The following is a 25853-nucleotide window of genomic DNA, read 5'->3' as shown; positions in this document are numbered from 1 at the left end:
TCCTCAAAAAATGATGTTCTTAGCATTCCCTTGCTGTTTTCAAAGATTCAGACTATTCAATCGTTCAACTCTTAAAATTAATGCGCTAAACAAGCAAAATTCTTATCCAGAGAGCAATACAGGAATCTACAGAATAATCAAGATATGAGTTTTTATGAGGTGAATATGACTTTTTATCACCTTTATAATATGACGTTTTTTGAATTCAATATAAGTTGATATATTGCGTTCTTTCCGTGTTTTTACTTTTACAAGACTCAAAGATTTATCCCATCATTGATTCAATGCTAGAAAGATGGGCGTTGTGAAAAATCACAAGGTCTAGCGCTCATCTTCTCCAACAATAGTACTAGCCAATGGCTATAGTTCATTGGTTAGAGAATGCTCACTTCAAGTTTGTGGATGATTATGTCAGGTTACTAGCGCTTTTGGCTGCGTTCGTCCCTTTCTAGATCGTCTTCTCCCAGTTACAAAATCTTGAATCCGCTCATATCCGTATCGCTCTAGCAGTATGGATTCTTGCCTCCATGCTCATATTTTTGCTGTCTTTGTTTCTAAGGAATTGAACGATGAGTTCTGATTTTAACCGCGCGTCTTTTTTTGCTGCTCAGTCTCTCAATCAATTGACGACTTTCCCGATCGAGTTGCAAACAGGAATCACGCATCAGCCGTTGTGGGAAATCACCTCTCGTTCTGCTCCGTCTTCATTTCCTCTGCTCACTGATAGCTTCAAGACGAGATCGAATATTGGACAATCTAGCGCCTACTTGGACTTCAGCATCAATCGTGCCTTTAACCAGACAGCAAGCGATTCTTTTTCGAGTACGCCCTGGTCAGCGAACACGATCGTTTCAGGAAACCGCGATCGTAGCAATGAACTCTTCTTTATTGATAGCAGCGTGGAAGATGCTGCCAGCTTACTCAGCGAAATTTCACCGAGTCAAATCGTCTACTTGAATGCATCGCAAGATGGTGTTGAGCAAATCAGTGAAATCTTGGCACAACGTCAAGGAATTTCTGCGATTCACATCATTGCTCATGGTGATGCGGGTTCACTGCGACTAGGTAATGCTGAGTTAAGTGGAACAACGCTGGATTCCTACCGCACCAAGTTGCAGGCTTGGCAAACCAGTTTGACTGACAACGCCGACATTCTAATCTATGGCTGTGATGTGGCAGCGGGCGAACAGGGGCAAGCCTTCGTCAATCAAATCAGTCAACTTACGGGTGCAGATGTCGCAGCATCAGATGATCTGACCGGAAATGCAGCGCTAGGTGGAGATTGGATCTTAGAATTTGATACGGGCACGATCGACACTACCATCTTTGCCAACATTGACTATCAGCACATTTTGGCAACGGTTTCCCTGACCAGCGGTAAACTGGTTTACGATTCGGATGACAACTATGTAGTCAGTACTGGACAGTCAGCAATAACCTTCGACTACCAAAACGACCTCACGTTCTCACTCTCTGGTACTGATCTCGTTATTACAGAAAACAATACAAGTGGAAGTTATTCGGAAACCATTTCAGCCGGAACTGGTATCACGCAAGTCAATAGCTATAGCGTGAGAGTTGCCCTGAGTTCAATCACTTCTGGACTTGAGATCAAAACACGGTCAGGGGCAGACAAAGTTACCTTCTCCTCTGGATTCAGTAGCTTTTCCAATGCAGTAAGCCTCAAGCTTGATATGGGTGATGGTGGAGATACCATTACTGCTAATACCGAAATTAATACTAAAGGCGGAGCATTTACCATTAATGGTGGGGATGGTAGTGACAAAATCAACTTCAACAGCACTGTCTATACAGCAGGGGGGAGTTTTAGCATTGACGGAGAGGGGGGAGATGATACAGTCACGGTAAGTTCAAGTGTGTACACTCAGGGTGGGAATCTGAGTATTGATTCCAATACAATTACCATCAATGCAGGCAGTACACTTTCAAGTCGCAACACTTCAGCCACAGATCACTCCACTGGGACTTCGATAGGGAATTCTGGAACGATTTCCTTAACGGGCAAACAGATCACGATCGGAACCAATGGCAGTACCTCTAGTGCCAACCTATATTCCCAGGTGGGGACAGGAAGTACTTACACTGCTGGCAACATCACAATTAGCGCCAGCGAAACCGAATTAGCTGCCACTGTTCTTGATGGAACTGAAACCAGCACAGCGACAATTTCGCTTTATAAAGCTAATCTTCAAGGAAAAGATGTGAAGATATCGGCTGAGGCTGACTATGCCGGAGAATTTGATGATACTAGCTCAATCGGAAACTCCATTATCGGCTTCTTGGATAATTTTTCCTTAGCAGGTGGAGCAGCGATTTCCACAGCAAAAGCGACAATTACCGTAGATGTCAATACGAGTATTATTGCTGCAAGTTTGGATGCGTCCGCGACAGCAACCACTAATGCAATCATTCAACCTCTCTTTTCCTTCATCCTGGGTGCAGCCTATGGCAAAGCAGATTCCACTGCGAAAGTATCGATCGCTGGTACTGTCACAACCACAGGCAATGTCTCCATTTCCACACTGACTGATAACACCGTAGATGTACAAGTTATCACCTCAAAGTGGAGTAGCTCCAACGTTGCAACGAATTCAACCGCCGCTGCTGCTATCAGTGAACTATATAGTGAATCGACCGCAGAAATTACTGATACAGCAAAGATCACGGCAGGCGGGAATGTTAGCGTCACAGCTGATACCATCGATCGTAATAGAACTAATGCAAAATCAAATAATGCCTCGAATGGAACTCTATCTGTTGCAGCAGCAGTTTCCTTTGAAGATGGCAAAACCAATGCCTTGATTGATGGAAATGTCACAGCCGTAGGCAATGTCACCGTTGAAGCGAATCAAAAGAATGAGGATGTTGAAAGTATTTTTTCTGGTGGTGGTAGTATAACAAGTGGTAGTGGTGTACGTGCCTCTGCTGGGATCAGTGATATTAAAGACGATGTGCTCTCTGGCATTAAAAGTAGTGCGACGTCAGCTCTCTGGGACAAACTAAAGTCTGTGGTATCAACCAAATCGTCGAGTGCTAGTAGTAGAACCAGAGGAAAAACGTCGAGTTTTCAAATTGGGGCTGCTGTTGCCTACATTGAGGACAACAACACCGTTTTAGCCCGCATTGGTGGCAGATTTGATGATGATGATACTACCGATACTACTGCAGCAACTGTTACGGCTCAAACTGGCAGCATTATTGTTGATGCCACGGCTGAGTACCGACCCGATGTGACCGCAATCTCAATGCTCGACAATTCTAGCAGTAGTTCCTCAAGTACTTCTTCTTCTAGTACCACTTCTTCTAGTAGCTCCTCTAATGGCAGTTTTGCAGGTTCGGCAGCGGTTGCGCTCGGCGACTACGTGAATAATGTCACTGCCTATATTGGCAATTCAGCCGTTGTCAATGCTTATAAAGGCTTATCTGTGACGGCTAACACCCTAAATAACTACAGTGCTGAATGGGGAGTCAATCTTGTAGAACCCTTCACTGGAACTGGAGCTTGGTATTCCAAAGCTGGTGAGTTTGTCAGTAACTTGACGGGCTACCTGAACAGCAATTTGGGATTGGATGAATACATTTTTGATTCTTGGAGCCAAGCAGCAGCTAAGAGCCAGAGTAAATTGGCAGCAGCGGGTGCTGTGACTGTTTTGTCTTTGGATCAAACAAGTAAAGCTTATATTGACCAAAGCGCTCAGATCAACCAAAACACAAGCTTGCGATCGGATCAACAAACTGTTCTGGTCGAAGCCACAAGCGTCAATGAATCGGTTCACTTTGGCGGCAACATTGCGTTGCCAGGATTAAACTGGAACGATCAAACCAATTCGTTGGGCTTTAGTATTGGTGGTGCTGGAACTAAGGCGAGTAATGCTATTGGCGGCGCTGTCTTGGTGATTGACTATCGCAATGATGTAACAGCAAGAATTGAAGATGGTGTTACCTTATATGCCGATAGTCTGAAGGTTAATGCCGATAGTGAAACGATGAGTATTGATGTCGCTGCGGCAGGTGGCAGTGCCGATACCTTTGGCTTCAGTGGCGTGGGCACCTGGATTTATGTAGACAATACTACGACAGCACAAATTGATGATGGAGTTACCCTAGTCGTGGGTGATAACCTGGTGAGTGGCTCGACCGCTAGCTTGGTTGTGAATGCTGAGGATACCAGTAATGTCATCAATGTAATGGGTGGTGTTGCTGTGTCTGAAAGCATTGGTTTTGGTGCCAGCATTGGGTTTAACACGGTCGATCGTAAGACCCGTGCTGTGATTGGCAACTTGAGCGATTCGGGCGAAACAGATGCAACGACTTCAATTAATAGCAGTGGCAATGTCAGCATCAACGCCAAGAATGATGGTTATATTGGTTCCTTCTCGCTAGCCTCCACGATTTCGACAGGCGGTAGTGTTACGACTAATCCCGACGGCTCAACGACAGGATCGACCACTTTTGGAGTTGGAATTTCTGGCGATGTGGCGTTGAATGAAGTCGCGGATACGACTGAGGCGTATTTGAGTGACGTCAAAGTGACGACGAATAGCTCCTCGACGGTCAGTGTCACGGCAAACAATGATAGTGAAATTCTCGCGATCGGTGGCTCAGTTGCACTGACGATCGGGAATAACAACCAATCCACGGCTTCTGTAGGCTTAGCAGGTTCCTATGGTCAAAATACCGTTAGTCAGACGACTAATGCCTATTTAGAAAACACGACTCTGAGCAATTCTAAATCACTGACGGTGAATGCAACGAATACCAGTGAGGTTTATGCAGTCGTCGCAGGTGGTTCCGGAGCAGCGAATTCAGCTATCAATGTTGGGATTGCTGGCGCAGTTACCATCAATGAAATTGACAATTCTACAAAAGCCTATATCGCCAATTCTACAACCACGATCTCAGGTTCTATCACGGTTAGCGCAACAGATGATTCGACCTTACATGCGGATGCAGGTGGAGCAGCTCTAGCGATCGCAATCAGGCCCTCCTCGAATGCTGCGTCGGTCAGTGCTGGTGCAGGCTTGTCCTATAACGATGTCACCAATACAGTCAGTGCCTATGTGGATAAGTCTACACTCACTGCCAGTGGCAATGTAGCGATCACTGCAGCCTCGACGGGAACGATCGATAGCTTTGCCTTGGGGGCGGCAGCGGCGGTGAGCACGAATGCTTCGTGGCTAGCGATGAGCTTGTCAGGTGCCGGTGCAGGCGCAAATAACGACATTGAAAACACTATTAGCGCCTACGTGACGAATGGCAGCAGTATTACGACTTCTAACAGCGGCACGATTTCGATTAGCGCGACTGATGACAGCGACATCACGGCGGATAGCGGTGGTTATTCGCTTGCTCTAAGCTATAGTTCTGTGAGTACTTCCGGCTCAGTTGGGGTATCGATCGCAGAAAATGATATCCATAATACGATCGATGCCTATGTTGATAAATCTACGCTTACCTCTGCGGGTGCGGTCAATATCACTGCCCAATCGACCGCTGAAATTGATGCCCTCAGCATTGGAGGTTCTGCTTCTAGTTCTTCTGGATATTTGGGTAGTCTCAGCCTCAGCGGTGCAGGTGCAGGCACAAACAATAATATTGACAATACGATTTCTGCCCAAATCAAGAACAGTGCAACGGTTAAGACCTCCAATAATGCAGCAGTGAATCTCACAGCGACGGATAACAGCACTATCACTTCGGATGCGGGTGGAGTCTCGATCGCTGCAACGCTTGGTGATGGTTCGAGTGCATCTTTATCAATTGGGGCATCGGTTGCAACTAACCAGATTGGCCAAAAAGAAGGTCACACGATTCAAGCGTTAGTGGACAACGCAACTATTAACGCGGATGGTAATGTAAATGTGACCGCAAAATCTACTGCGACAATCGATGGTTTAGCCTTCAGTGGTTCAGCCGCAGCTTCTGGTTCTACGGGTGGCGGAACCATTAGCCTGTCTGGCTCAGGTACAGGGATTGAGAACACGATTAAAGCCACGATCGCCGCAGGGATTCAAAATGGAGGCAGAGTCACTACCGATGAAACAGCGACATTAACCGCGATCGATGACAGTGAGATTATTGCCGATGCGGGTGCCGCGAGTCTTTCAATCGGGGGTAGCACCGATGCTTCAGGAGCGGCTTCCGTTGGAGTCGCGATCGCGGATAACGAAATCAGTAATACCGTCAAAGCCTACGTGGATAAAGGAACGGTCAGCGCAGGCGATTTCAACCTTACTGCAAACTCTACTGCCACCATTGAAAACTTTGGCTTGGCAGGCGCAATTAGTGTTGCGGTAAGTAGTGGTGCATCGGTAAGCGCAGCAGGCGCAGGGACAGGTGTAACTAATACGCTAGGGAATACCATTCAGTCCTACATTCAAAATAGCAGTACGATTACGACCACGGCAGACTCAAACAATGGTGGCGATCTAAATCTTAATGCGATCGACCAAAGCACGATCAAAAGTATAGCGGTCGGAGGGAGTATTGCAATTTCTGGTAGTAGCGCTAGTTTTAGCATGGCGATCGGTGCCGTTACGGTTGAGAATACGATCGACAATACCGTTCAATCCTTCATCGGTCAGAGCACGACTGATAGCACAACCATCAGTGCTGGAGATGATATTACGCTCAAAGCACAATCCCAACTGACGATGACGGAAAATACGGCTGTCGCAGCTTCTCTCGCAGCAGGTGTTGCCCCAACTAGCGCAAGCTTTAGTGGAGCCGGAGCAAGTGTAACCACGACCACAACTAACGAAGTGGGAGCCTTTATTCGCAATGTCAATACCAGTAGTACCTACAATATTCAAGCGACGGGCGAAATTAGCCTGGCTGCAAGCGATACGTCCAACATTGATCCTACAGTTGGCAGTGGTTCCGCAGTAGCAAGTTGGATCGGTGCATCGGTGGGCGTTTCGACAACCGATACAACGGTAAACAACACAGTGCAGGCCTACATCGACAATGCCAAAGTTGCCTCCAACAACGATAACCTCAACCTGGCTGCAACCTCAAATCCAGATATTGATGCACTCTCAGTCGCAACTTCAGTGGCAGCAAGCCTTTGGGGGGGCGCGGGAGCCGGAGCAGAAGCAACTGCAACCGTAAAATCGACGGTCGAAGCTCGGATTGGCTCTGGTAGTTCGGTGAAGGGTAAAACGATCAATGTCACCGCAGACAGTACCGATGATGTGGCAACCGATGCTTATGGAGCGAGTGCAGGTATGGTGGCGATCGGTGCTAGTGTTGCAGATTCCATCACTCAAAGCACAACTAAAGCTCATGTCACTGGAGCAACCCTCTCTGCTACCAATCTCAACATTACTAGTACTGGTGATGGCAAAGTTGATGCCGGGGTTATATCGATCGCAGGTGGCGTATTAGCCTCTGGATCTGGCAATAGTGCCGATGCCACATTTGATTCTACGGTGAAAGCCTATGTAGGCGATTCCACAACGATTTCTCTGACAGGCAATCTTAATATCACCGCCACTGCTCAACCGGATGCTGATGCTAATGCCTTTGGTTTGAGTGTGTCAGGACTTGTGCAAGCAGGGTATTCGGCTGCAACGGCTGAAGTAACACCTCAAGTTGATGCCTATGTTGGAAGTAGCAGTACAATTAGCGCCAGCAATTTGACGGTTCTCGCACAGCAAAGCCTTCCGACCAGTGGAGATGCTGCCCATACTGAGGCAACGGGTGCGGGTGGTGCTTTGTTTGGTTCGGTCAACGCTAGTGAAAGTACCGCAACCAATTCGGGGCAGGTGAGTGCCTATGTGGGCAAAAACAGCAAGCTGACGATTACCAATACGGCTTCGATTAAAGCAGATGCAGACAGCCAACAAACGGCAGAAGCCGATGGCTATAATGGCGGAATTTTGGCGCTAGGTGCTAACATCGCTAATGCAGAGTCAAGCTTGACGACACAAGCATATTTGGATACAGGCGTTAACATTACGGCGAAGGATCTGAAGATTCAAGCAATCGGTAACGATTACAATTATGCCAATGCAGTTGCAGGTGGTGGCGGTGTCGTGTCTGGGCAAGCTGCTTTGAGTTCGACCAATAACGCAAGCATGGCTAAAGTTCGTATCGAAGATGGTGATTCTACGAGCGGTAATGTAGAAATCAATGTCAGTAATGCGATCGAGATCAGCGCTGATCAAACCACGAAGTTCAACAGTAAAGCCAATAGTGTCAACGCTTCGGTTGTTGGGGCAAGCGGTGCCTTTGCAGACAACACGGTGAATACAATATCTAAGGTGACGATCGGGATCGATAGCGACAATACCAATCAAAACCTGGTTATCAATGCTGCTAGCTTCACTGTAAATGCCACTCAAACCATCCTCAAAGCAGAATTGAGTGATGAAACGGCTGAAGCTGGTTCTGGTGGTGTGGTTGATGCCTCTGCGGTTATAAGCAGTACTGTGATCAATAATGCAACGACAATCACGATCGGGGACAGTTCTACTACAAATGCCTATGACACAACGATTTCAACGACAGGTGAGATCAATTTAAGAGCGTCAAACGATGTCTCTGCTTGGGATGAAACGACGTTAGATAGCGGTGGTGTTATTTCCATAGCAGCCGCAGAATCCACTGTAAAGCAACAAACCAACCAAGCGATCGTCACAATCCAGGATGCAAACCTTTACAGCAATGGAGATATTACGCTCTCAGCAAAAGCAGAAGTCACACTAGATGTGACGGCAAATGCCTCCAGCTACGGTTTGGCAGGGGAGCCTTCAGCGGAATCGATCGCGAGTACCAATACTCAGAACCAAATCCAACTGAAAAATGGGGCTTATCTGCGTTCCGAAGGCGATGTCAACCTATTGGCGGGACAGAATGCTAATGGCGATACTAATGTGATTGACGTGAACGCTCGATCGAACGTCTGGAATTACACAGCAGCACCTCTGAGCAGTGCTGGATCGTCAGATGCCACAGTGACTTTGGAAAATACGATTACGATCGATGCTGGTGCCCAAATCCAAACGGTTTACGATACGAATCTTCTGACCACTGAAGGAGAGATAGAAGCCGTTGGACTGCTGAAGAGCCAGGATAGTTATGAGGCACTGATTGGCACGATTACGGGAGCATCAGTTGCAGATATTAAGCGAACAGATAATGACATTACGACCACAACTGGCGTAACTGTGAATGGCACGATCGAGGTCAGTATCGAAAATCAAGAAACCCTAACTATTGATGAAAGCCTGACCCTGACCTCAACCACAACCGTAGATGGTGTGAGTATTTATCCCATCAATATCACGCAGAAATCTGATGGCGTTGGAACAGTCACCCTCAGCGTTGAAGATCTCTACAGCAACATCAGTACTTATATCTCGCAACTGCAAGAATTGAAATCGACCTATGCAGGCGATACGAGTACGGTTGCTGCATACACCGCGGAAATCGCCTATTGGGAAAATCAACTGGAGGAACTCGGTTCAGTGAGCCAAGTCACCTACATTGAGGTTCCAGATATCAAGGTGAAAGTTGGTGATATTCGGGTAACAGGCGATTATCTCAAGGGCAGTGGTGTCTTGAATTCGCCTGGCGATGCCAAAATTACCATTACTAATGGCAGTCCCTATTACCTACGGGTGAATAACCTGAAAATTCCTGAAGTCGAAGGTGGACGAATTCTATTTAACAGTACTTCTGTTACCAGCAACAGTACGATTAATACTCGTAACACCTCTGAAAATACTGCCAACTTCAGTCAAGTTATCACCTCAGATAACAGTGATGATGCCTTGATTCAAGTGGAGAATACCTACGATCCGACCTTTGCAGTACAGGCAAGCGAATTTGCTGCATTAGGTGTGGATACGCCTGAAGCACCTGATCTCGAAGTCATTGGAACTGTGGATAATGCTAAAGGCACAGTGCAATTGATCAACGATGAAGGTAGTGTGATTGTCTATGGTAGCCTCAACGCAGAAACAATCGACATCCAATCTGGCAGCGATTTTGTCCTGACTGATGATGGAACAGTCTTTGAATTTAATCCTTCGAGTAAGGTCAGCACGTTCCAGAATACGATTACGATCTCCAATCATGGTCTGAGCACAGGTGATCAAGTCTTTTATAGCAATGGGACTGGAACCAGTATCGGTGGCTTGTCCGACAATCGGAGCTACTACGCGATCGTGATTGACAGCAACACGATTAAACTCGCCTCGACTGAGGATAATGCCTTCGCCAACAAAACTTATACTTTGTCGAGTGGCGGTAGCCAGTTGACACTAACAGGACATAGCTTAAGCGATGGCGATCAAGTAGTTTACCGCAGTTCCAATGGCTCAATCTCTGCCACCTATTACGTCGATAAGATTGACAACAACACGATTAAGCTAGCCAGTATTTATGCACCTATATTTGGTGGGGGATTTAGCGGCTATGTCACTCTCAGCAGCGGTGGTAGCCTGACGCTCAATTCCTCAAAAGAAATTGATCTCACTAGTACAGGTAGCGGTACTGAGCATAGCCTCAGCCTGACAGACGACTTAGGCTTCCTGCATGTGGGTGGTAATCCTCGTAGCCAACTCTCAAGCACTGCAACTAGTTTTGAAAATGGACCAGAAACCAGTGGCTCTTCATCGGTTGATCCGAGCAGTAGCAGCAGTATCACTGCGAGCAGTAACGTATTTATCAACGCCCGCTATCTGAATATCAATGGTGTGATCCAAAGCGGAACCCCCGATCGTACTCTCACCCTCAGCAACACTCTCAATACCACCATCAGCGCCTTCAAATCCAGCTACGACAGTACGATTGCTGCCGGTAAAACTCCATCGACCAAATATCTCACGCTATCAACCGATACAGATGGTACCAGCATTGACGCGAAATATAACGCTGAAGAAAATCGTATCGAACTAGATGATGTTGAGATCGAAGGCGGCTATATGCAATTGGTGGGACACATCATCAGCACCGGAGATGGCAACCTGAGGGTGATGGATGGGTTTGGTCGCATCAATATCACGAACAACACGAACTATGACATTGCCATCAATAGCATTGATGCAGGTGGCAGTGGTATCGAAGGCAAGTTACAAATCATTGATACCGCTAAAACGGGTGCAAATGGTGAAGCTTTAATGACAACCTATACTCGGGTTGGTAGTAACGTCACTGTCACCGATACTTCCACGACTAGCGGCAAGACGACAACCTTATCGAATACCCGTGCTGCCAGCTATAATCCTCTTGCCAATCAGCGTTACACCTGGGTCACAGGACAGTCTAGCATCACGGAAACTCAGAAAACCTATGGTAAATCTAGTTTTTGGGGTTCTGATGACCTTGCAAAAGATCCAGGAACTGCGATCGAAACTACAACGATGTTACTGGATGAAACTCCACTCCTAGAAGGGGCTTATATCGAAACTACTACCAACAGCAATCTGTATGCCTACAATCGTGAAGTGGTGACTACGAGTAGTAACCAACTCGTCGATCAAGATACCTGGACAGAGACCAGCGGTTGGTGGATCTTCAAGAAAAAGACTTACTATCGCCGTGATACCTACCAGCAGGGTAAAAAGACGATCAATACCCACAGCTATGATGCCGATTCACCTATTGCGGTGACCTTTATCGGCTATGACACGGGTTCAGTCAGCATCACCTCAACCCAAGACATCCTGTTGCTAAATTCAATCAGTAATAAAGGTGGTAGCACTACCCTTAAATCTACTTCAGGCTACATTGATAACCTGTCTACTAACGGTGTGATCACTAGTAATAGCCTAACCCTTTCGGGTAGCAAGCTGATGGATCTCAGTACCGATGTGAGTCAATTGCAATTCAATGCAACGGGTAATGTTTCGATTACCGACATTGATGGTAATGTGACGATTTTCGGTGAAAGCTATTCGTCTTCTGGTACCGTCACGCTGTCTACCAATGGCTCTCTCTTAAGTGCCGGTGCGGGCGGCTATGACATCAAGGCTTACACGATCGATCTCACGTCCGAAACTGGCTCGATCGGTTCTTCTACTCAGTCTTTGCGGGTTGACTCTGGCTTCAAAACAACGACAACGATCATGGGTATGGTCACTTCAATAACCGCAACACTACTCAGCACTGCGGATGGAACATCGGGTGTAACCCTGGATGCTGCTGACCATATCTACCTCAAGGAAACGGATGGAGATCTCTATCTAGTTAGTGCAACCGCAGGAGGTAATGTTAATCTGACGGTCTCTAGTGGCGGATTAGTTGACAATAACTTAGCTGAAACAATCGATCCCTATTCCCAAACCCAACTCGAAAGTCTCTGGTCACAAATTGGATTGACCACCGATCGTAGTTCTAAGTCGATCGCGAGCTTCAAGCAACAGGCAGAGCACCTGTACGAAACCTACTGGAACTACCGCAATGTTAAATCGAGTGTGAATTCAACGGGTCAAACCGTCTATACTGCTGATGCCTACAACGCAAATTTCTCCTACAGCTACAGTGATACTGCCAAGACTCAATTGCGTGCTCAGGGCTACAGCGACAGCGAGATCACGGCAATGGCTGCCGAGAAAGCCACGCAATATCATACTCTCCACACCCTGTTTAGTGGAAGTAGTGTGACTCTGACGGGCGACGATGCCTACATGTCTACTGTGATCACTGATCTGTTCAAGGATAGCGACTTCACAGGTAAAAACTTGACGAATATTAGTACTTATGATCCGAATCTGATTGCACAAAAATATAATGTCAGCAGCAGTCAACAGAGCAGTCTCAGCCAGGGCAGTAAGTGGAGCCTGGATCAACTGAAAAATACTGTCGCTCCGGGATTGTTTGGCTCTGTCACCGATACGCAATATACGATCGAAGAAGCCAACATTACAGCAGGCGGTGATGTCACTGTTACGGCTAGCGGTGCGATCGGGCGTACTGAAGGTAGCATTACGATCAACAATTGGTCGAGTATCAAAAACTGGGCAACGGATCTCACTGAAGCTCAACGGCTTGCTCTTAGCTATGCAGAACGGGATGACATCACCTACTACGATGCGGCTGGGAATAAGATTTTAGATCCTAAAAAATCGACTGCTCCGATTTCCAAAGTCGTCATCAGTCAGAAGCAAGATGTAGACATTGATGCGACTGGCGAAATCAACCTCACGGCTGGTGGAAATGTCTTCCTCGGTTCGGAACAAGACATCAACCTCGACCAAGTTAAAGCAGGTAGTGAAGTGCGGATTAAAGCTGCCCAAGGCATTATCAACGTTGCCACAACAGGAGCAGTCAACGTCACTAGCGGGGGTGATCTAGTCCTTGAAGCCGGAAGTGTCAGCGTGGGTAGCAGCACCGCACCGATTACGATCGACCTGAAGGACAACATCTATTACCACAACGGTAAGCTCTATCTGCTCAGTAGCTCGGCAACGTGGGAAGCTGCCCAAACCTATGCCCAAAGTCTCGGTGGCAACCTCGTAACGATCAATGATGCAACCGAAGAAGCTTGGCTCAGAACGACCTTTGGCACTACCGAAAGCTTCTGGATTGGCTTAACCGACAAAGTGACGGAAGGCACCTTCGCCTGGGCAAATGGTGAAACTACTACTTACCGGAACTGGGCACCAGGCGAACCCAATAATTGGAACGGCAATGAGGATTACGCCTCCATGAACTATGGCAACAATCGCCAGTGGAATGATGCGTCCTCAACTGCAACGATGCGCGGCATCATTGAGTTGAACGTTCAGGAATACAACGGTCATTTCTATTTGCTCAACCCCATCGCTACCTGGGGAATCGCACAAACCGCAGCCCAAGCAGTAGGTGGCAACCTGGTGACAATCAACGATGCGGCTGAAGAGCAATGGTTACGCAACACCTTTAGCACCACTGAAAGCTTCTGGATTGGCTTAACCGACAAAGTGACGGAAGGCACCTTTGCCTGGGCAAGTGGTGAAACCACCCCCTACCGGAACTGGGCACCAGGCGAACCCAATAATTGGAACGGTAATGAAGATTACGTCTCCATGAACTATGGCAGCAATCGCCAATGGAATGATGCATCCTCAACTGCAACCATGCGCGGCATTGTGGAAATTAGTTCTCTCGGTGGTAGCTTAACAGCTCGCGCCAAGGAAAATATCTATGTTGCCAACGCGATCGGTACCCTCAATGTTGATCAAGTCTATGCTGAAAATATCGTCAGCTTGTCTTCTACGGGTGCCATTGTCGATGCCAATCAAAACGCCGAAGCCAATCTCCAAAGTGATTTCCTCATGCTGAGTGCGACTTCCGTGGGAACCCGCACTAATCCACTAGATTTGGAAATGACGAATGATTCAGAAGTAAAACTAAACACAACTCAGGATTCCTATCTGCGAACCATTGATGATCTAAGTATCGATTTCTCTGGTAGAACAGGTGGTGCTGTGACCATTACCGGCGATAACAGCAACAACACTATCACCCTCTTCAGCAGTTCCGACAGCCTCAATTCCACCTTGAATATCACTGTAGATGCTGGTGGTGGCAATGATACGCTCTTAGTCAAACCCACCCGCTCAGGAGCGAGTTGGAATTTCAGCAATCTCACGATTACCGGTGGAGGTTTGGGAACGATCGCTTACAGCAATAGCGAAACGGTGAAAATTACCCCGATCGCTGGAAATGATAGTGCTAGTACCACCGAAGAGACGAGTACGACCTTTACCGTGCTAGGCAATGACATCAACTGGGATGGCTTCAGCCCGATTAGTATCAGTGCAGTCAATGGCAGCAGCGCAACCGTAGGCAGCGTTGTCACTTTAGACTCCGGTGCTCAAGTGACCTTCAATGCCAACAATACCTTCACCTACAATCCCAATGGTAAATTTGACGCTGTAGGTGCAGGCAAAACTGCAACCGATAGCTTCACCTACAGCGTGAAAAACGCCATGGGTGGGGTAGATACTGCGACCGTCAGTATCACGATTAATGGGGTCAATGATGTGCCGATCGCAACAAAAGATATCGTCGAAACTGATGAGGCGACCAGTGTCACGATCGCTGCCCTAAGCAATGACTCTGATATTGATACAGGCGATACGCTCACAATCACCCATCTCAATGGCACAGCTATCACATCTGGCACAACTCGCGTTCTAGCTTCCGGTGCGCAAGTGACATTTAATACCAATGGCACCTTCAGCTACAATCCCAATAGTCGATTTGAATATTTGGGAATTGGCAAAACGGCGACCGATAACTTCACCTACACGATTAGCGATGGCAAAGGCGGTACGAGCACTGCAACTGTTACTTTGACGATTAATGGGATCAATGACACCCCTGTTGCTAGTGCGAATAGCGCTACCACCACGGAAAATAGCACAGTGACGATCGCAGCCCTTAGCAATGACACCGACGTTGATACGGGCGATATCCTCAGCATCACGAAAGTAAATGGTACGACCCTAATGGCTGGCTCTAGTGTCCTGATTGGCTCCAAGGCAAAAGTTACCCTGAATGCTAATGGCACTTTTACTTACGATCCCAATGGTAAATTTGAATACCTAGGAACTGGAAAAGCTGCAACGGATAGCTTCACCTACACCATTAGTGATGGCAAGGGTGGCACCAGTACTGCAACCGTTACTCTGGTTATTACTGGGGTCAATGATGCGCCAACTGTAAAAGCAGATAGCGCTACTACTAATGAAGATGTGTCTACCACGATTAGTGTCCTGAGCAATGACTCCGATATTGATACTGGAGACACTCTCAGTATTACTCAAGTAAATGGCTCCGTCATTACAGCAGGTTCAACCATGACCCTGACTTCCGGTGCCAAACTGACCTTGAACGCAAACGGCACCTTTACCTATAACCCGAATGGCAAATTTGTCACATTGGGCATGGGCGAAACCGGAACCGATAGCTTCACCTATACGGTCAGTGATGGCAAAGGGGGAACTAGTACGGCAACCGTCTCGCTGAAGATTAGTGGTGGAACCTTCTATGAGCGCACGGGCAGCAATAATTCATTGAATGGGATTGATGTAGGCTACTCTAGCAATGTAGCGTTTGCTGACATTGATAAGGATGGTGATTTAGATGCCTTTATGGGGTCATCCGATGGAACAATCCGCTACTATCGCAATACCAATGGCAGCTTTGCCCAAGTGACGGGAACTGCTAATCCTTTGAATAGTGTATCGGGTTTTTCGGATACGTCAATTTCCTTTGCTGACATCGATCGAGATGGTGATCTCGATGCCTTTATCGGTGATGGCAAGATGGTTCTGAAATACTACCAAAACACCAATGGCAGTTTCACTCAAATTACTGACACGAGCAATGGCATTGCTGATTTTATAGCTCCAAGCTTTGTCGATATTGATAACGATGGCGACTTGGATGCTTTCACGGGACAAAGTGATGGTACGATTAAGTTCTATCGCAATACCAATGGTAGTTTTGCCAATGTCACTGGAACTGCTAATCCTTTCAATGGTGTAGATGTGGGAGATAGCAGTACGATCGCCTTCGCTGATATCGACCAAGATGGCGATTCCGATGCCTTTATTGGGGAGTCCGATGGCACGATCAATTATTACCGCAATACCAATAGCAGCTTTGTGAACGTCACGGGAACTAGCAATCCCTTCAATGGCGTAGATGTGGGTCAGAACAGCACGGTTTCCTTCGTTGATATTAATGGCGATGGTGATTTAGATGCCTTCATCGGTGAATTCGATGGCAACATCAATTACTTCGAGAACGCGAATACGCCACCCGTCGCCGTGAATGATAGTGTCACGATGAACGAAGATACGACAATAACCATTAGCGCATTGAGCAACGACTCTGATGCCAATGCGGCTGACACAATGACGATCACGAGAGTTAATGGAACGTCGATCGCTTCTGGCTCAACTGTCACACTGACCTCTGGTGCAAAAGTGACCCTAAACACGGCAGGAACGTTTACATATAACCCGAACGGCAAATTTGAATATCTAGGTGTTGGGAAATCAGCAACGGATAGCTTTACCTACACCATCAGCGATGGTAAAGGTGGCATCAGTACCGCAACGGCAACACTAACCATTACTGGCGTGAATGATGGACCTATAGCGATGGCTGATAGTGCTACAACTAACGAAGATACGTCTGCCACGTTAACTGTATTGAGCAACGATTCGGATGTTGATACAGGGGATACTCTTAACATTACTCAAGTGAATGGAACAAGCATTACTGCTGGATCGACCATCACCTTGACTTCAGGAGCAAAAGTGACTCTTAATAGCACAGGCACTTTTACCTACAATCCCAATGGCAAATTTGATTATCTCGGCACGGGCAAGTCAGCAACAGATAGCTTCACCTACACCATTAGCGATGGTAAAGGTGGTACCAGTACCGCGACGGTTAATTTGACGATCACTGGAGTGAATGATGGACCTATAGCGCTGGCTGATAGTAGTACAACTAACGAAGATACGTCTGCCACGTTAACTGTATTGAGCAACGATTCGGATGTTGATACGGGAGATACTTTGAGTGTCACTCATGTCAATGGAACCAGTATCACCTCTGGATCAACAATTACCTTGATTTCGGGAGCGAAAGTGACCCTTAATAGCACAGGCACCTTTACCTACAATCCCAATGGCAAATTTGATTATCTCGGTACGGGCAAGTCAGCAACAGATAGCTTCACCTACACCATTAGCGATGGTAAAGGTGGCACTAGTACTGCAACAGCAACACTAACCATTACTGGCGTGAATGATGGACCTGTGGCAACAGCTGATAGTACTACAACTGATGAAGACACTGCAATTACAGTGACTGTTCTCAGTAATGACTCCGACGTTGATACGAGCGATACCTTGAGTATCACTCAAGTCAATGGAACCACAATTACAGCTGGCTCTACGATTACGCTCACATCTGGAGCAAAATTGACCTTCAATAGCAACGGCACGTTTACTTACAATCCCAATGGTAAGTTCTCATCTCTTCAGATGGGTGGAACTGGAAGTGATAGCTTTACCTATACAATTAGCGATGGTAAAGGTGGTATCAGCACTGCGGCGGTCTCTCTGTCTATCACTGGATTGACTTTTAGAGAACGGACTGGCACCTCAAATCCCTTCAATGGATTAGATGTTGGTGACAAAGCAACTCCTGCATTTGCAGATATTGACAAAGATGGTGATTTAGATGCCTTCGTGGGTTCATCAGATGGCACCATCCGGTACTATCGCAATACCAGTGGAACCTTTGCTCAAGTCACGGGAACAGCGAATCCCTTCAATGGAATCGACTGGGGCGATAACAGCAGTATTTCCTTTGCAGATATTGATAGGGATGGCGATTTAGATGCCTTCATTGGTGGCTCTAAGGGTATCATTGGATTCTACCGGAACAATAATGGTTCCTTTACCTCTGACACGAATCCGTTCTCTGGATTGACTTTCGCAACGGGTGCTCCTACTTTTGCAGACATTGATGGTGACGGGGATTTAGATGCCTTCATCACCAATGCAAGTAGCTCGACCAGTACAACAGGCTCAATTACATTCTATCGCAATACCAACGGTAGCTTTGCCCAAGTGACGGGAACCGCCAATCCCTTTAATGGAATGAGCGTGGGTGTAAACACTCGCTATGGCTTTGCTGACATCGATAAGGATGGAGATCTCGATATGTTCATTGGAGATGGAAAAGCCAGCATTGCCTACTACCGTAATGCCAATGGTAGCTTTACTGCTCAAAGCGTAACTGCTAATCCATTCAGTAATATCACGGGCATCAGTGAAAATAGTTCAATCACCTTTGCCGATATTGATGGCGATGGTGATTCTGATGCCATTGTAGGTCAGCAGGATGGTACTATCAAGTACTTGGAAAACAAATAGAATTAGCTCAAGCTTAAGGCAAATTAAAGGGTTGTGAAAGATTATGAAGTAACAAACGAACGGATCTCATCTGTATCGCCTTAAGCAATTACTCCAAAGAGTTCATTGATAAATTCTGCTTCAGACACCCTGTCCCTACGAATGATTCCTTTCACCTGTCCTTTGCGAATTATCGCCATTGCCTCGATCCCTCGCAGTGTTCTCCTTGCACTGCTGAATGATAAATCCTATCATTGGTTTGACAATCCGTTTGATGTTCCGGTGGTCTTGCTCAAGCACGTTGTTCAAATATTTGCTCTGCCGCAATTTGGTTTGAGCTTTCAATATTTGGTCTTGCTTCAATTCTTCTACAGCAACTGGATAAGCGGCATTTTTATCCACCGTAATCACTCGTGGCGTTTGAGTGTGTTTCGCTCCCAGCACCTTGCGAAAGAAGCGCGCTGCAGCTTTCCCGTCTCGCTTCGCACTCAGCATGAAGTCCAGCATGTTGCCCTCCGAATCCACCGCTCGGTACAGGTATCTCCACTTTCCTCGGATTTTGATATAGGTTTCATCGACTCTCCACGGGTCGTTCGTGGGCTTCAAGAATGGACGAATTCGCTTGTCTATTTCTGGAGCATATTTCAATACCTGCCGATTGAGGGTGGAATGATCCACGGCGACTCCACGCTCTTGCATCATCTCCTCCAAATCTCACTAGCTCAAGGCATAACGACAATATCAGAGTACATTTAGCAAGATGATTTCTGGCAAAAAGTGCCGTCATTTGAACAAGGAATCGGCCATCATTGAGAGCAGAGCTAGAGAAAATTGAGCTTCCATACCCTACCATTTTTGCGACACAACCTTAGAAAACCATATTGGTGCAATTTGGTACTTTGTTCATGCCTACAACAAATCGTTACTTCTGTAGCACCACCCAAAATTTCACGGAAGCGTATGGGCAGATCGAGCAATTTTTGGAGGACGTGTACATGAAGAAGAGAATACATTCACCATTGGGTTCTTTAACTCCTGAGGAATACGAGCAGAAATGGAATGAACAACAGAAGTAGAAATGTGGTAGAAAGTCGTTATGCTTAAATTGTTTGTGCTTCTGTCTGAATTGAAGGGGGCATTTCACATTCTTGACATTGAGAGATTTGCTTACGGCGAGCGATCGCAACCGCAATTTGCTTAAGTTTCTCCTCCAAGACTTGCAGCGTTTCATCTGGAAGTGCTTCGATCTGCTGAAGCCAATAGTCCAGATCAAGCTGAATAGGCATCGTTACTGAACCTTGCTCCTCGCTAAAATCAGAACTCTGATTTCGTAAATCTGATCTTAAATCGGGTGGAATAATTGCCACTTTTGTAAAAGGGCGCTGTGGAATCGGAAGAATGGAAGTTTCAACCGGAAGTTCTGTGCGGGCAGGTGGAAGGGGATCAGCATTGCTTTCGTGTCGATATTGATTACACGCCCTATTCACCAGATTTGAACAAAATCGAGCGATGGTGGTTTGTGCTGAAGAATTGGATGCGGCAACGCTGGGATGAATTTGAGACCTTTCGCGACTGTGTCGATGCCGCTTTTAGAGATAGTCCTAACGTACTTAGGTCGGGCTATATTTTCGGCAGCAGATCAGATAAATCTGCCATTGTGGTTGCAGGGTGGCTGGGCGAACACGCTTCGCGTGAGAAGGCACCGATGCCAAATTAAATCGCATCACCCGTGAGCATAAGGATATTGATATTGCGTATCCAGGCGATCGCATTACTGAGTTTCTGGCGTTACTACACTCCCTTGGTGGTGTCATTACAGAACAAACCTCCTACGGTTTTCTGGCAGAAATGCAGGGCATTCTCCTGGACTGTGAACCCTGTATTCGCGTTGAAGAGAGCTATGAGCTTGAAGGCTTACCTCCGGGAACCTGCCCATCCGAACCCACAGGAAGTCTTGGAGGTAGGATGCTACGCTGCACCAGTTGGGCAGCCATTCTCTGGGATTATTTTTACTACATTGAAGAAGTTCCACAGAGCGAGTGGCGACCCAAAGATTTTTCGAGTTTTGCGCTTGCCAGAGAATCGTTTGGTGAAACTGCAACACAAAACTTACATGAGCAGTTCAAAAACTTTTTGGCTTCACCCCTTGACCCTGACGGAGCGTGAGGTTCTTACCATAGATGCATTCACAGCTTAAGGTTGTCTGGACTAGGTCAGGAGGGGAAGATGCAATCAGTTGCACTCAAGGTCGGTGATCTCGCAAAACAAACTGGGGTCTCGGTACGGACGTTACATTACTATGACGAAATCGGCTTACTTTCGCCCTCTCATCGCACTGAAGCAGGTTATCGACTGTATGACAGGGAAGACATCATTCGCTTGCAGCAAATCGTATCGCTGCGGCAAATTGGCTTCTCCCTCGAAGAAATTCGTGAGTGCCTAGAGCAACACAGTTTTTCCTTCGATCACATTATTCAACTCCATACTGCCCGCCTGCGTGAGCAAATTGAACTTTCTCAAAAATTGCTCAATCGACTGGACGCGATCGCTCAAGCGGTGGGTTCGATGCAAACCGTATCTGTGGAAGCAGTCATCCAAACCATTGAGGCAATGAATATGTTGGAACGATATTACACCCCTGAACAATTGAAATCCCTTCGGCAACGTCAGGAATCATTAGGCGAAGAACGGATTCAGCAAGTTCAAGCTGACTGGCAAGATTTATTTGATCAAGTCCAGGTAGAGATGGCGAAAGGGACTGATCTAACCGCCGAACCCGTTAAAGCTCTAGCGCGACGATCAATTGAATTAATCCAAGCGTTTACAGGAGGTGATCCTGGAGTTGAACAAGCCTTAAACCGGATGTGGCAACAGGAGCAGCCTGAAGTGGTTAGTCGAGGAATGGTCGATGCAGCGATGATGGAATATTTGGCCAGAGCTAGATCTGCTCTGGAGCAATCCGAGTGATAGAAGTGGGCGGTCTGATTTGCTTGCGATCGCCCACTATAGGGCATTAAGAGCGCTGAGTTCATTTCCTCGCCACAGCCCAACTAAACCAGCAACGGGAAAAAACAGGTGGGTAATGAGGCTCAGTCCAATGGCAAAAGACATATTATGCCTCTGTTGAGATTTATCTTTTACTTTGCTCAAGCACAAGATTAAGAGCGATCGCAACAGCTAAACCAATGCCGATTCCAAAAACAAGATTTTCTACGATTAATCCAATTGCAACTCCAATCGATAAACCCAAAGCAATACTCGCACCCATGCTACGTTGTGAATTTCCCATCACTGATTCCTCCGCATTTGAGGTTGTCGATTAATTGTGGTCCTGAAGTTCAAATCCTGGTAGTGATCGCTTGAGTCTTAAAAATTGCTGCTTTATCGATCGTATCGAACTCGTCGGAAACTGCGTGAGAATGGATAAAGTTTCTGGCAAACTCATGCCCTGCTTGCTGACATCGGTGTTACCACATTTGTCTCTCTCAAAACATCAGTTAGATTGAGACAACAGCAGCCCTTGATGAATGATCTGCTTACAGATTGGCAAAATTCCTCCTGTTAGAGAGATGTTGACGTAGGCATCGGCTTATAAGTTGGTTTCTTTAGTTAAAGCCATCTGACACAACAGTTCAAACGCCTCACTGGGATAATCTCCAAGTAGGTTCGCTAATGGCTTAAGAATCTGACAAACTATATCTCATCATTCAAGGCTTTAATGCAACCATTGGAAAACCTTCAAAAAATTCGTCCAGAAGCTTAATTTTCTGGATTTTGTCAAGCGATATACTTTGGGAGGTGGCTGACAGTCCTTCGTCGGAGGAGCATTTAATGATCCATCTTGAGCAATTAACAGCCACATTGATGCAGGGGGTGATCGAATATGCAGGAGCCGAAAGGGGCGCTCTGATTCTCTTGGAAGAGGATCAACTCATTGTAGTCGCTCAATGCAGCGGAAATAGACAGTGTGACCTGGAAAAGCTTGCTGTTGCTGATTGTGCAACGATTCCTGTCTCCGTCATTCACTCGGTAGAACGCACTCAAGAAACTTTAGTGCTTGATGATGCAGTCACCGAATTGTCTTTTTCAACTGCTCCTTACATCCAACACCACCAGACGCGATCTCTCCTGTGTATGCCAATTCTTCAGCAACGTCAGCTGATCGGCATCCTTTATCTAGAGAACAATCTCAGTACCGGAGTGTTTACCCGCGATCGCTTACAAATCCTTGAACTGTTGATAGCTCAGGCAACAATTTCACTAGAAAATACTCGGCAGTATGAACGGTTAGCAAACTATGCCGAAACACTGGAAAGGAAACTAGAAGAACAAACTCAAGCCCTACAGCAGGAGATCATCGATCGCGAACGAACAGAAGACGCATTACGACAAAGTGAAGCAAATTATCGCAACCTGCTACAAACTGCGAATTCAGTCATCATTCGCTACGATCCGCAAGGACGGATTCGCTACATCAATGATTATGGGATAAAACTTCTGGGCTATGAAGAACATCAGATTTTAGGGCGAACCTTATTTGAAACCATCATTCCAGACATCGAAATCTCTGGACGCGATGTTAAACCCTTTGTCCATGATTTACTTCGCAATCCCAAATCGTACCCGCAAGGCGAGGGTGAAAACCTGTGTCGAGACGGTCGGCGCATTTGGATGGTCTGGTCGAATCAAGCTATTTTTAATGACCAGGGAGATGTCGTTGAAATCTTATCGGTGGGCAATGACACCACTCAGCGTAGACAAGCAGAAGAGGCATTACAACGCAGTGAAGCCAAGTTCCGCAACATCTTTGCAAACTCGCAGGTTGGTATCTACCGTACTCGTATCGGTGATGGATTAATTCTCGATGCTAATCAACGCTTTGCCGATCTGTTTGGCTTTGATTCACCCCAGGAGATGATTGGGATTGAACACACTACAGGCTACTGGGTCAATCTCAGAGATCGCCAACAAGGCATCGAGGTGATGAAGCGGGATGGGGAAGTGCGAAGCTATGAAGCACAGATGCGAAAACGAGATGGGACAGTCTTTTGGGGGCTTTTCTCTTCTTATCTGAATACAGGGGATGACTACATCGAAGGAGTGATTGCGGATATTAGCGATCGTAAACAGGCAGAAGTCGCGTTGCAAGCCTCTGAAGCAGAACTGCGATCGCTCTTTTCAGCCATTCCCGATCCAATGTGTATCTTCAATGGTGAGGGGCAATTGATCTGTGCAATCAAAGGGAATCCGTCCTATGGAGAGTTATATCGGGAGGAGTATATTGGTAAGACCCTGCATCGACTCTATGACAGGGAACAAGCCGATGAATTCCTGAGTTATATTCAGCAGGTGTTGAGAACTCAACAAGTACTTACAGTTGAATACAGTCAGTGGATAGCTGGACGAGAAATCTGGTTTTCGGCTCGCATTTCCCCGATTCGGCATGAGCAGGTGATTTGGTTGGCGCGAGATATTACGCCGCAAAAGCAAGCAGAAGCCGCATCGATTCTGGAAGAACGCAACCGTATGGCACGCGAGATTCACGACACCCTTGCTCAGTCGTTTACAGGCATTCTGGCTCAAGTCGGAGCGGCAAACCAGGTGCTAACGGATGATGTAGAAGCAACCCAGGCGCACCTAGACCTGATCAAAGAATTGGCGCGAACTGGACTGACTGAAGCACGGCGATCGGTCGTCGCGCTCCGTCCTCAGCTTTTAGAGGAAGGAAGTCTACAGAGTGCGCTCCATCGTCTCGTCGCTCAACTCAGAACTGCCGCACTAGATACCACTTTGTATTATGAGATTGAGGGTGCAGTGTATGCTCTACCGAGTGAAGTTGAGAGTAATCTACTGCGGATTGGGCAGGAAGCCTTAACCAATGCGATTAAACACGCCCATGCTAACGAAATTCGAGTGGAGCTAGTTTACGATCGTGATCGATTTTGCTTGCGCGTGAAAGACAATGGACAGGGCTTTGGAGTGGGCAGTATTCCATCTTCTGAGGGATTTGGCTTACTCGGCATGAGCGAACGAGCAGAGCGCATCAGCGCACAACTCACGATTCGGAGTCAGCCTGGACAAGGAACAGAGATTGTTGTGGTAGTTGGAGTGTATAACCAGTGACTACTCCACACCCCACACCCCACACCTCACACCCCATACCCCCAATTCGAGTTCTAATTGCAGACGATCATGCTATTTTTCGGCAAGGATTAGCCACGATTATTAACCGTGATCCAGAGATGAACGTGATTGCCCAAGCTGAAAATGGGGAACAGGCGATCGCGCTATTTGAGGAACACCAACCGGATGTCACGCTGATGGATCTGCGAATGCCGGAAGTGGAAGGCGTTGCCGCCATTGCTGCAATTTGTGCGATCGCTAAATCGGCTCGGATTATTGTGCTGACCACGTATGATAGTGACGAAGATATTTATCGGGGATTGCAGGCAGGAGCCAAAGGGTATCTGTTGAAAGAAACTGAACCGGACGAGCTTCTGAATGCGATTCGCACCGTCCATCGGGGTCAGCAGTATATTCCGCCAGATGTGGGAGCAAAGTTAGCACAGCGCCTCAGCAATCCAGAACTGAGTGAACGAGAACTAGAAGTACTCCGCTCACTGTCCCAGGGAATGAGTAATGCTGAGATTGCCACTGCTTTGAGTATTGGGGAAGGTACGGTTAAATCTCATGTGAATCGGATTTTGAATAAGTTAGATGTGGGCGATCGCACTCAAGCTGTGATTGTTGCCGTTAAACGCGGCATTGTCAGTTTGTAGAGTGTACTTTCGATCGAATTCGGATTCTAACTTAAGTTATAACCAGTCTTCTACTTTGCGATCGCAGGGGCACTCTATCAATTTGTACTGTAAAAAATTCAACCCACTGTAGGCGACGGACTGAAGGCAATTTCCTATATTGAATTTATGCAAACAGTTATACAGTCAGAAAATAAAT

General features: G+C 46.8%; 7 protein-coding genes and 3 pseudogenes. 7 read left to right on the top strand and 3 right to left on the bottom strand.

Translation table 11 applies throughout. The features are described 5' to 3' along the window. The first annotated feature begins 569 nt into the window (after window positions 1–569). Complete coding sequence (locus OU814_RS25125; protein WP_268242461.1) at window positions 570–18917, top strand: Ig-like domain-containing protein; 18348 nt, start codon at window positions 570–572, stop codon at window positions 18915–18917. 80 nt (window positions 18918–18997) lie between these two features. Here OU814_RS25125 and OU814_RS25120 read toward each other — a convergent pair. Next, window positions 18998–19670, bottom strand: a pseudogene (locus OU814_RS25120) (IS6 family transposase). A 158-nt stretch (window positions 19671–19828) separates the two neighbouring features. Between OU814_RS25120 and OU814_RS25115 the strand changes: the two are divergent. Continuing rightward, window positions 19829–19972: pseudogene (locus OU814_RS25115) on the top strand (IS3-like element ISAcma13 family transposase); the annotation flags it as partial. 24 nt (window positions 19973–19996) lie between these two features. On the opposite strand, the gene OU814_RS25110 reads toward OU814_RS25115, so the two are convergent. Beyond that, window positions 19997–20182 (bottom strand): hypothetical protein, encoded by a 186-nt coding sequence (locus OU814_RS25110; protein ID WP_268242460.1) that lies wholly within the window; start codon window positions 20180–20182, stop codon window positions 19997–19999. Window positions 20183–20358: 176 nt separating this feature from the next. Between OU814_RS25110 and OU814_RS25105 the strand changes: the two are divergent. From OU814_RS25105 to OU814_RS25095, 3 genes and pseudogenes are all read left to right on the top strand, one after another. Then, window positions 20359–20505: pseudogene (locus tag OU814_RS25105) on the top strand (transposase); the annotation flags it as partial. A 113-nt stretch (window positions 20506–20618) separates the two neighbouring features. Continuing rightward, window positions 20619–21062: a nucleotidyltransferase domain-containing protein gene (locus OU814_RS25100; RefSeq protein ID WP_326498331.1), complete on the top strand. Its 444-nt coding sequence runs from the start codon at window positions 20619–20621 to the stop codon at window positions 21060–21062. Window positions 21063–21122: 60 nt separating this feature from the next. After that, window positions 21123–21863, top strand: a complete 741-nt coding sequence (locus OU814_RS25095; RefSeq protein WP_268242459.1) for a MerR family transcriptional regulator — start codon at window positions 21123–21125, stop codon at window positions 21861–21863. 163 nt (window positions 21864–22026) lie between these two features. Here the strand turns inward: OU814_RS25095 and OU814_RS25090 are convergent, their stop codons facing one another. Further along, window positions 22027–22185: a hypothetical protein gene (locus tag OU814_RS25090; protein WP_154660816.1), complete on the bottom strand. Its 159-nt coding sequence runs from the start codon at window positions 22183–22185 to the stop codon at window positions 22027–22029. 542 nt (window positions 22186–22727) lie between these two features. Here OU814_RS25090 and OU814_RS25085 point away from each other — a divergent pair. Together OU814_RS25085 and OU814_RS25080 are read left to right on the top strand one after the other, a co-directional pair. Then, window positions 22728–25019, top strand: coding sequence for a PAS domain S-box protein (locus tag OU814_RS25085; RefSeq protein ID WP_268242458.1), 2292 nt, complete (start codon window positions 22728–22730; stop codon window positions 25017–25019). Next, window positions 25016–25675, top strand: coding sequence for a response regulator (locus OU814_RS25080; RefSeq protein WP_268242457.1), 660 nt, complete (start codon window positions 25016–25018; stop codon window positions 25673–25675). Before OU814_RS25085 ends, OU814_RS25080 begins: the two co-directional genes overlap by 4 nt. Window positions 25676–25853: the final 178 nt, after the last annotated feature.

The organism is Leptolyngbya sp. GGD, from assembly GCF_026735145.1.
Taxonomy (GTDB): domain Bacteria; phylum Cyanobacteriota; class Cyanobacteriia; order Leptolyngbyales; family Leptolyngbyaceae; genus Leptolyngbya; species Leptolyngbya boryana.
The sequence above is the reverse complement of the archived record's forward strand: the minus strand, read 5'-3'. Positions and strand labels throughout refer to the sequence as shown.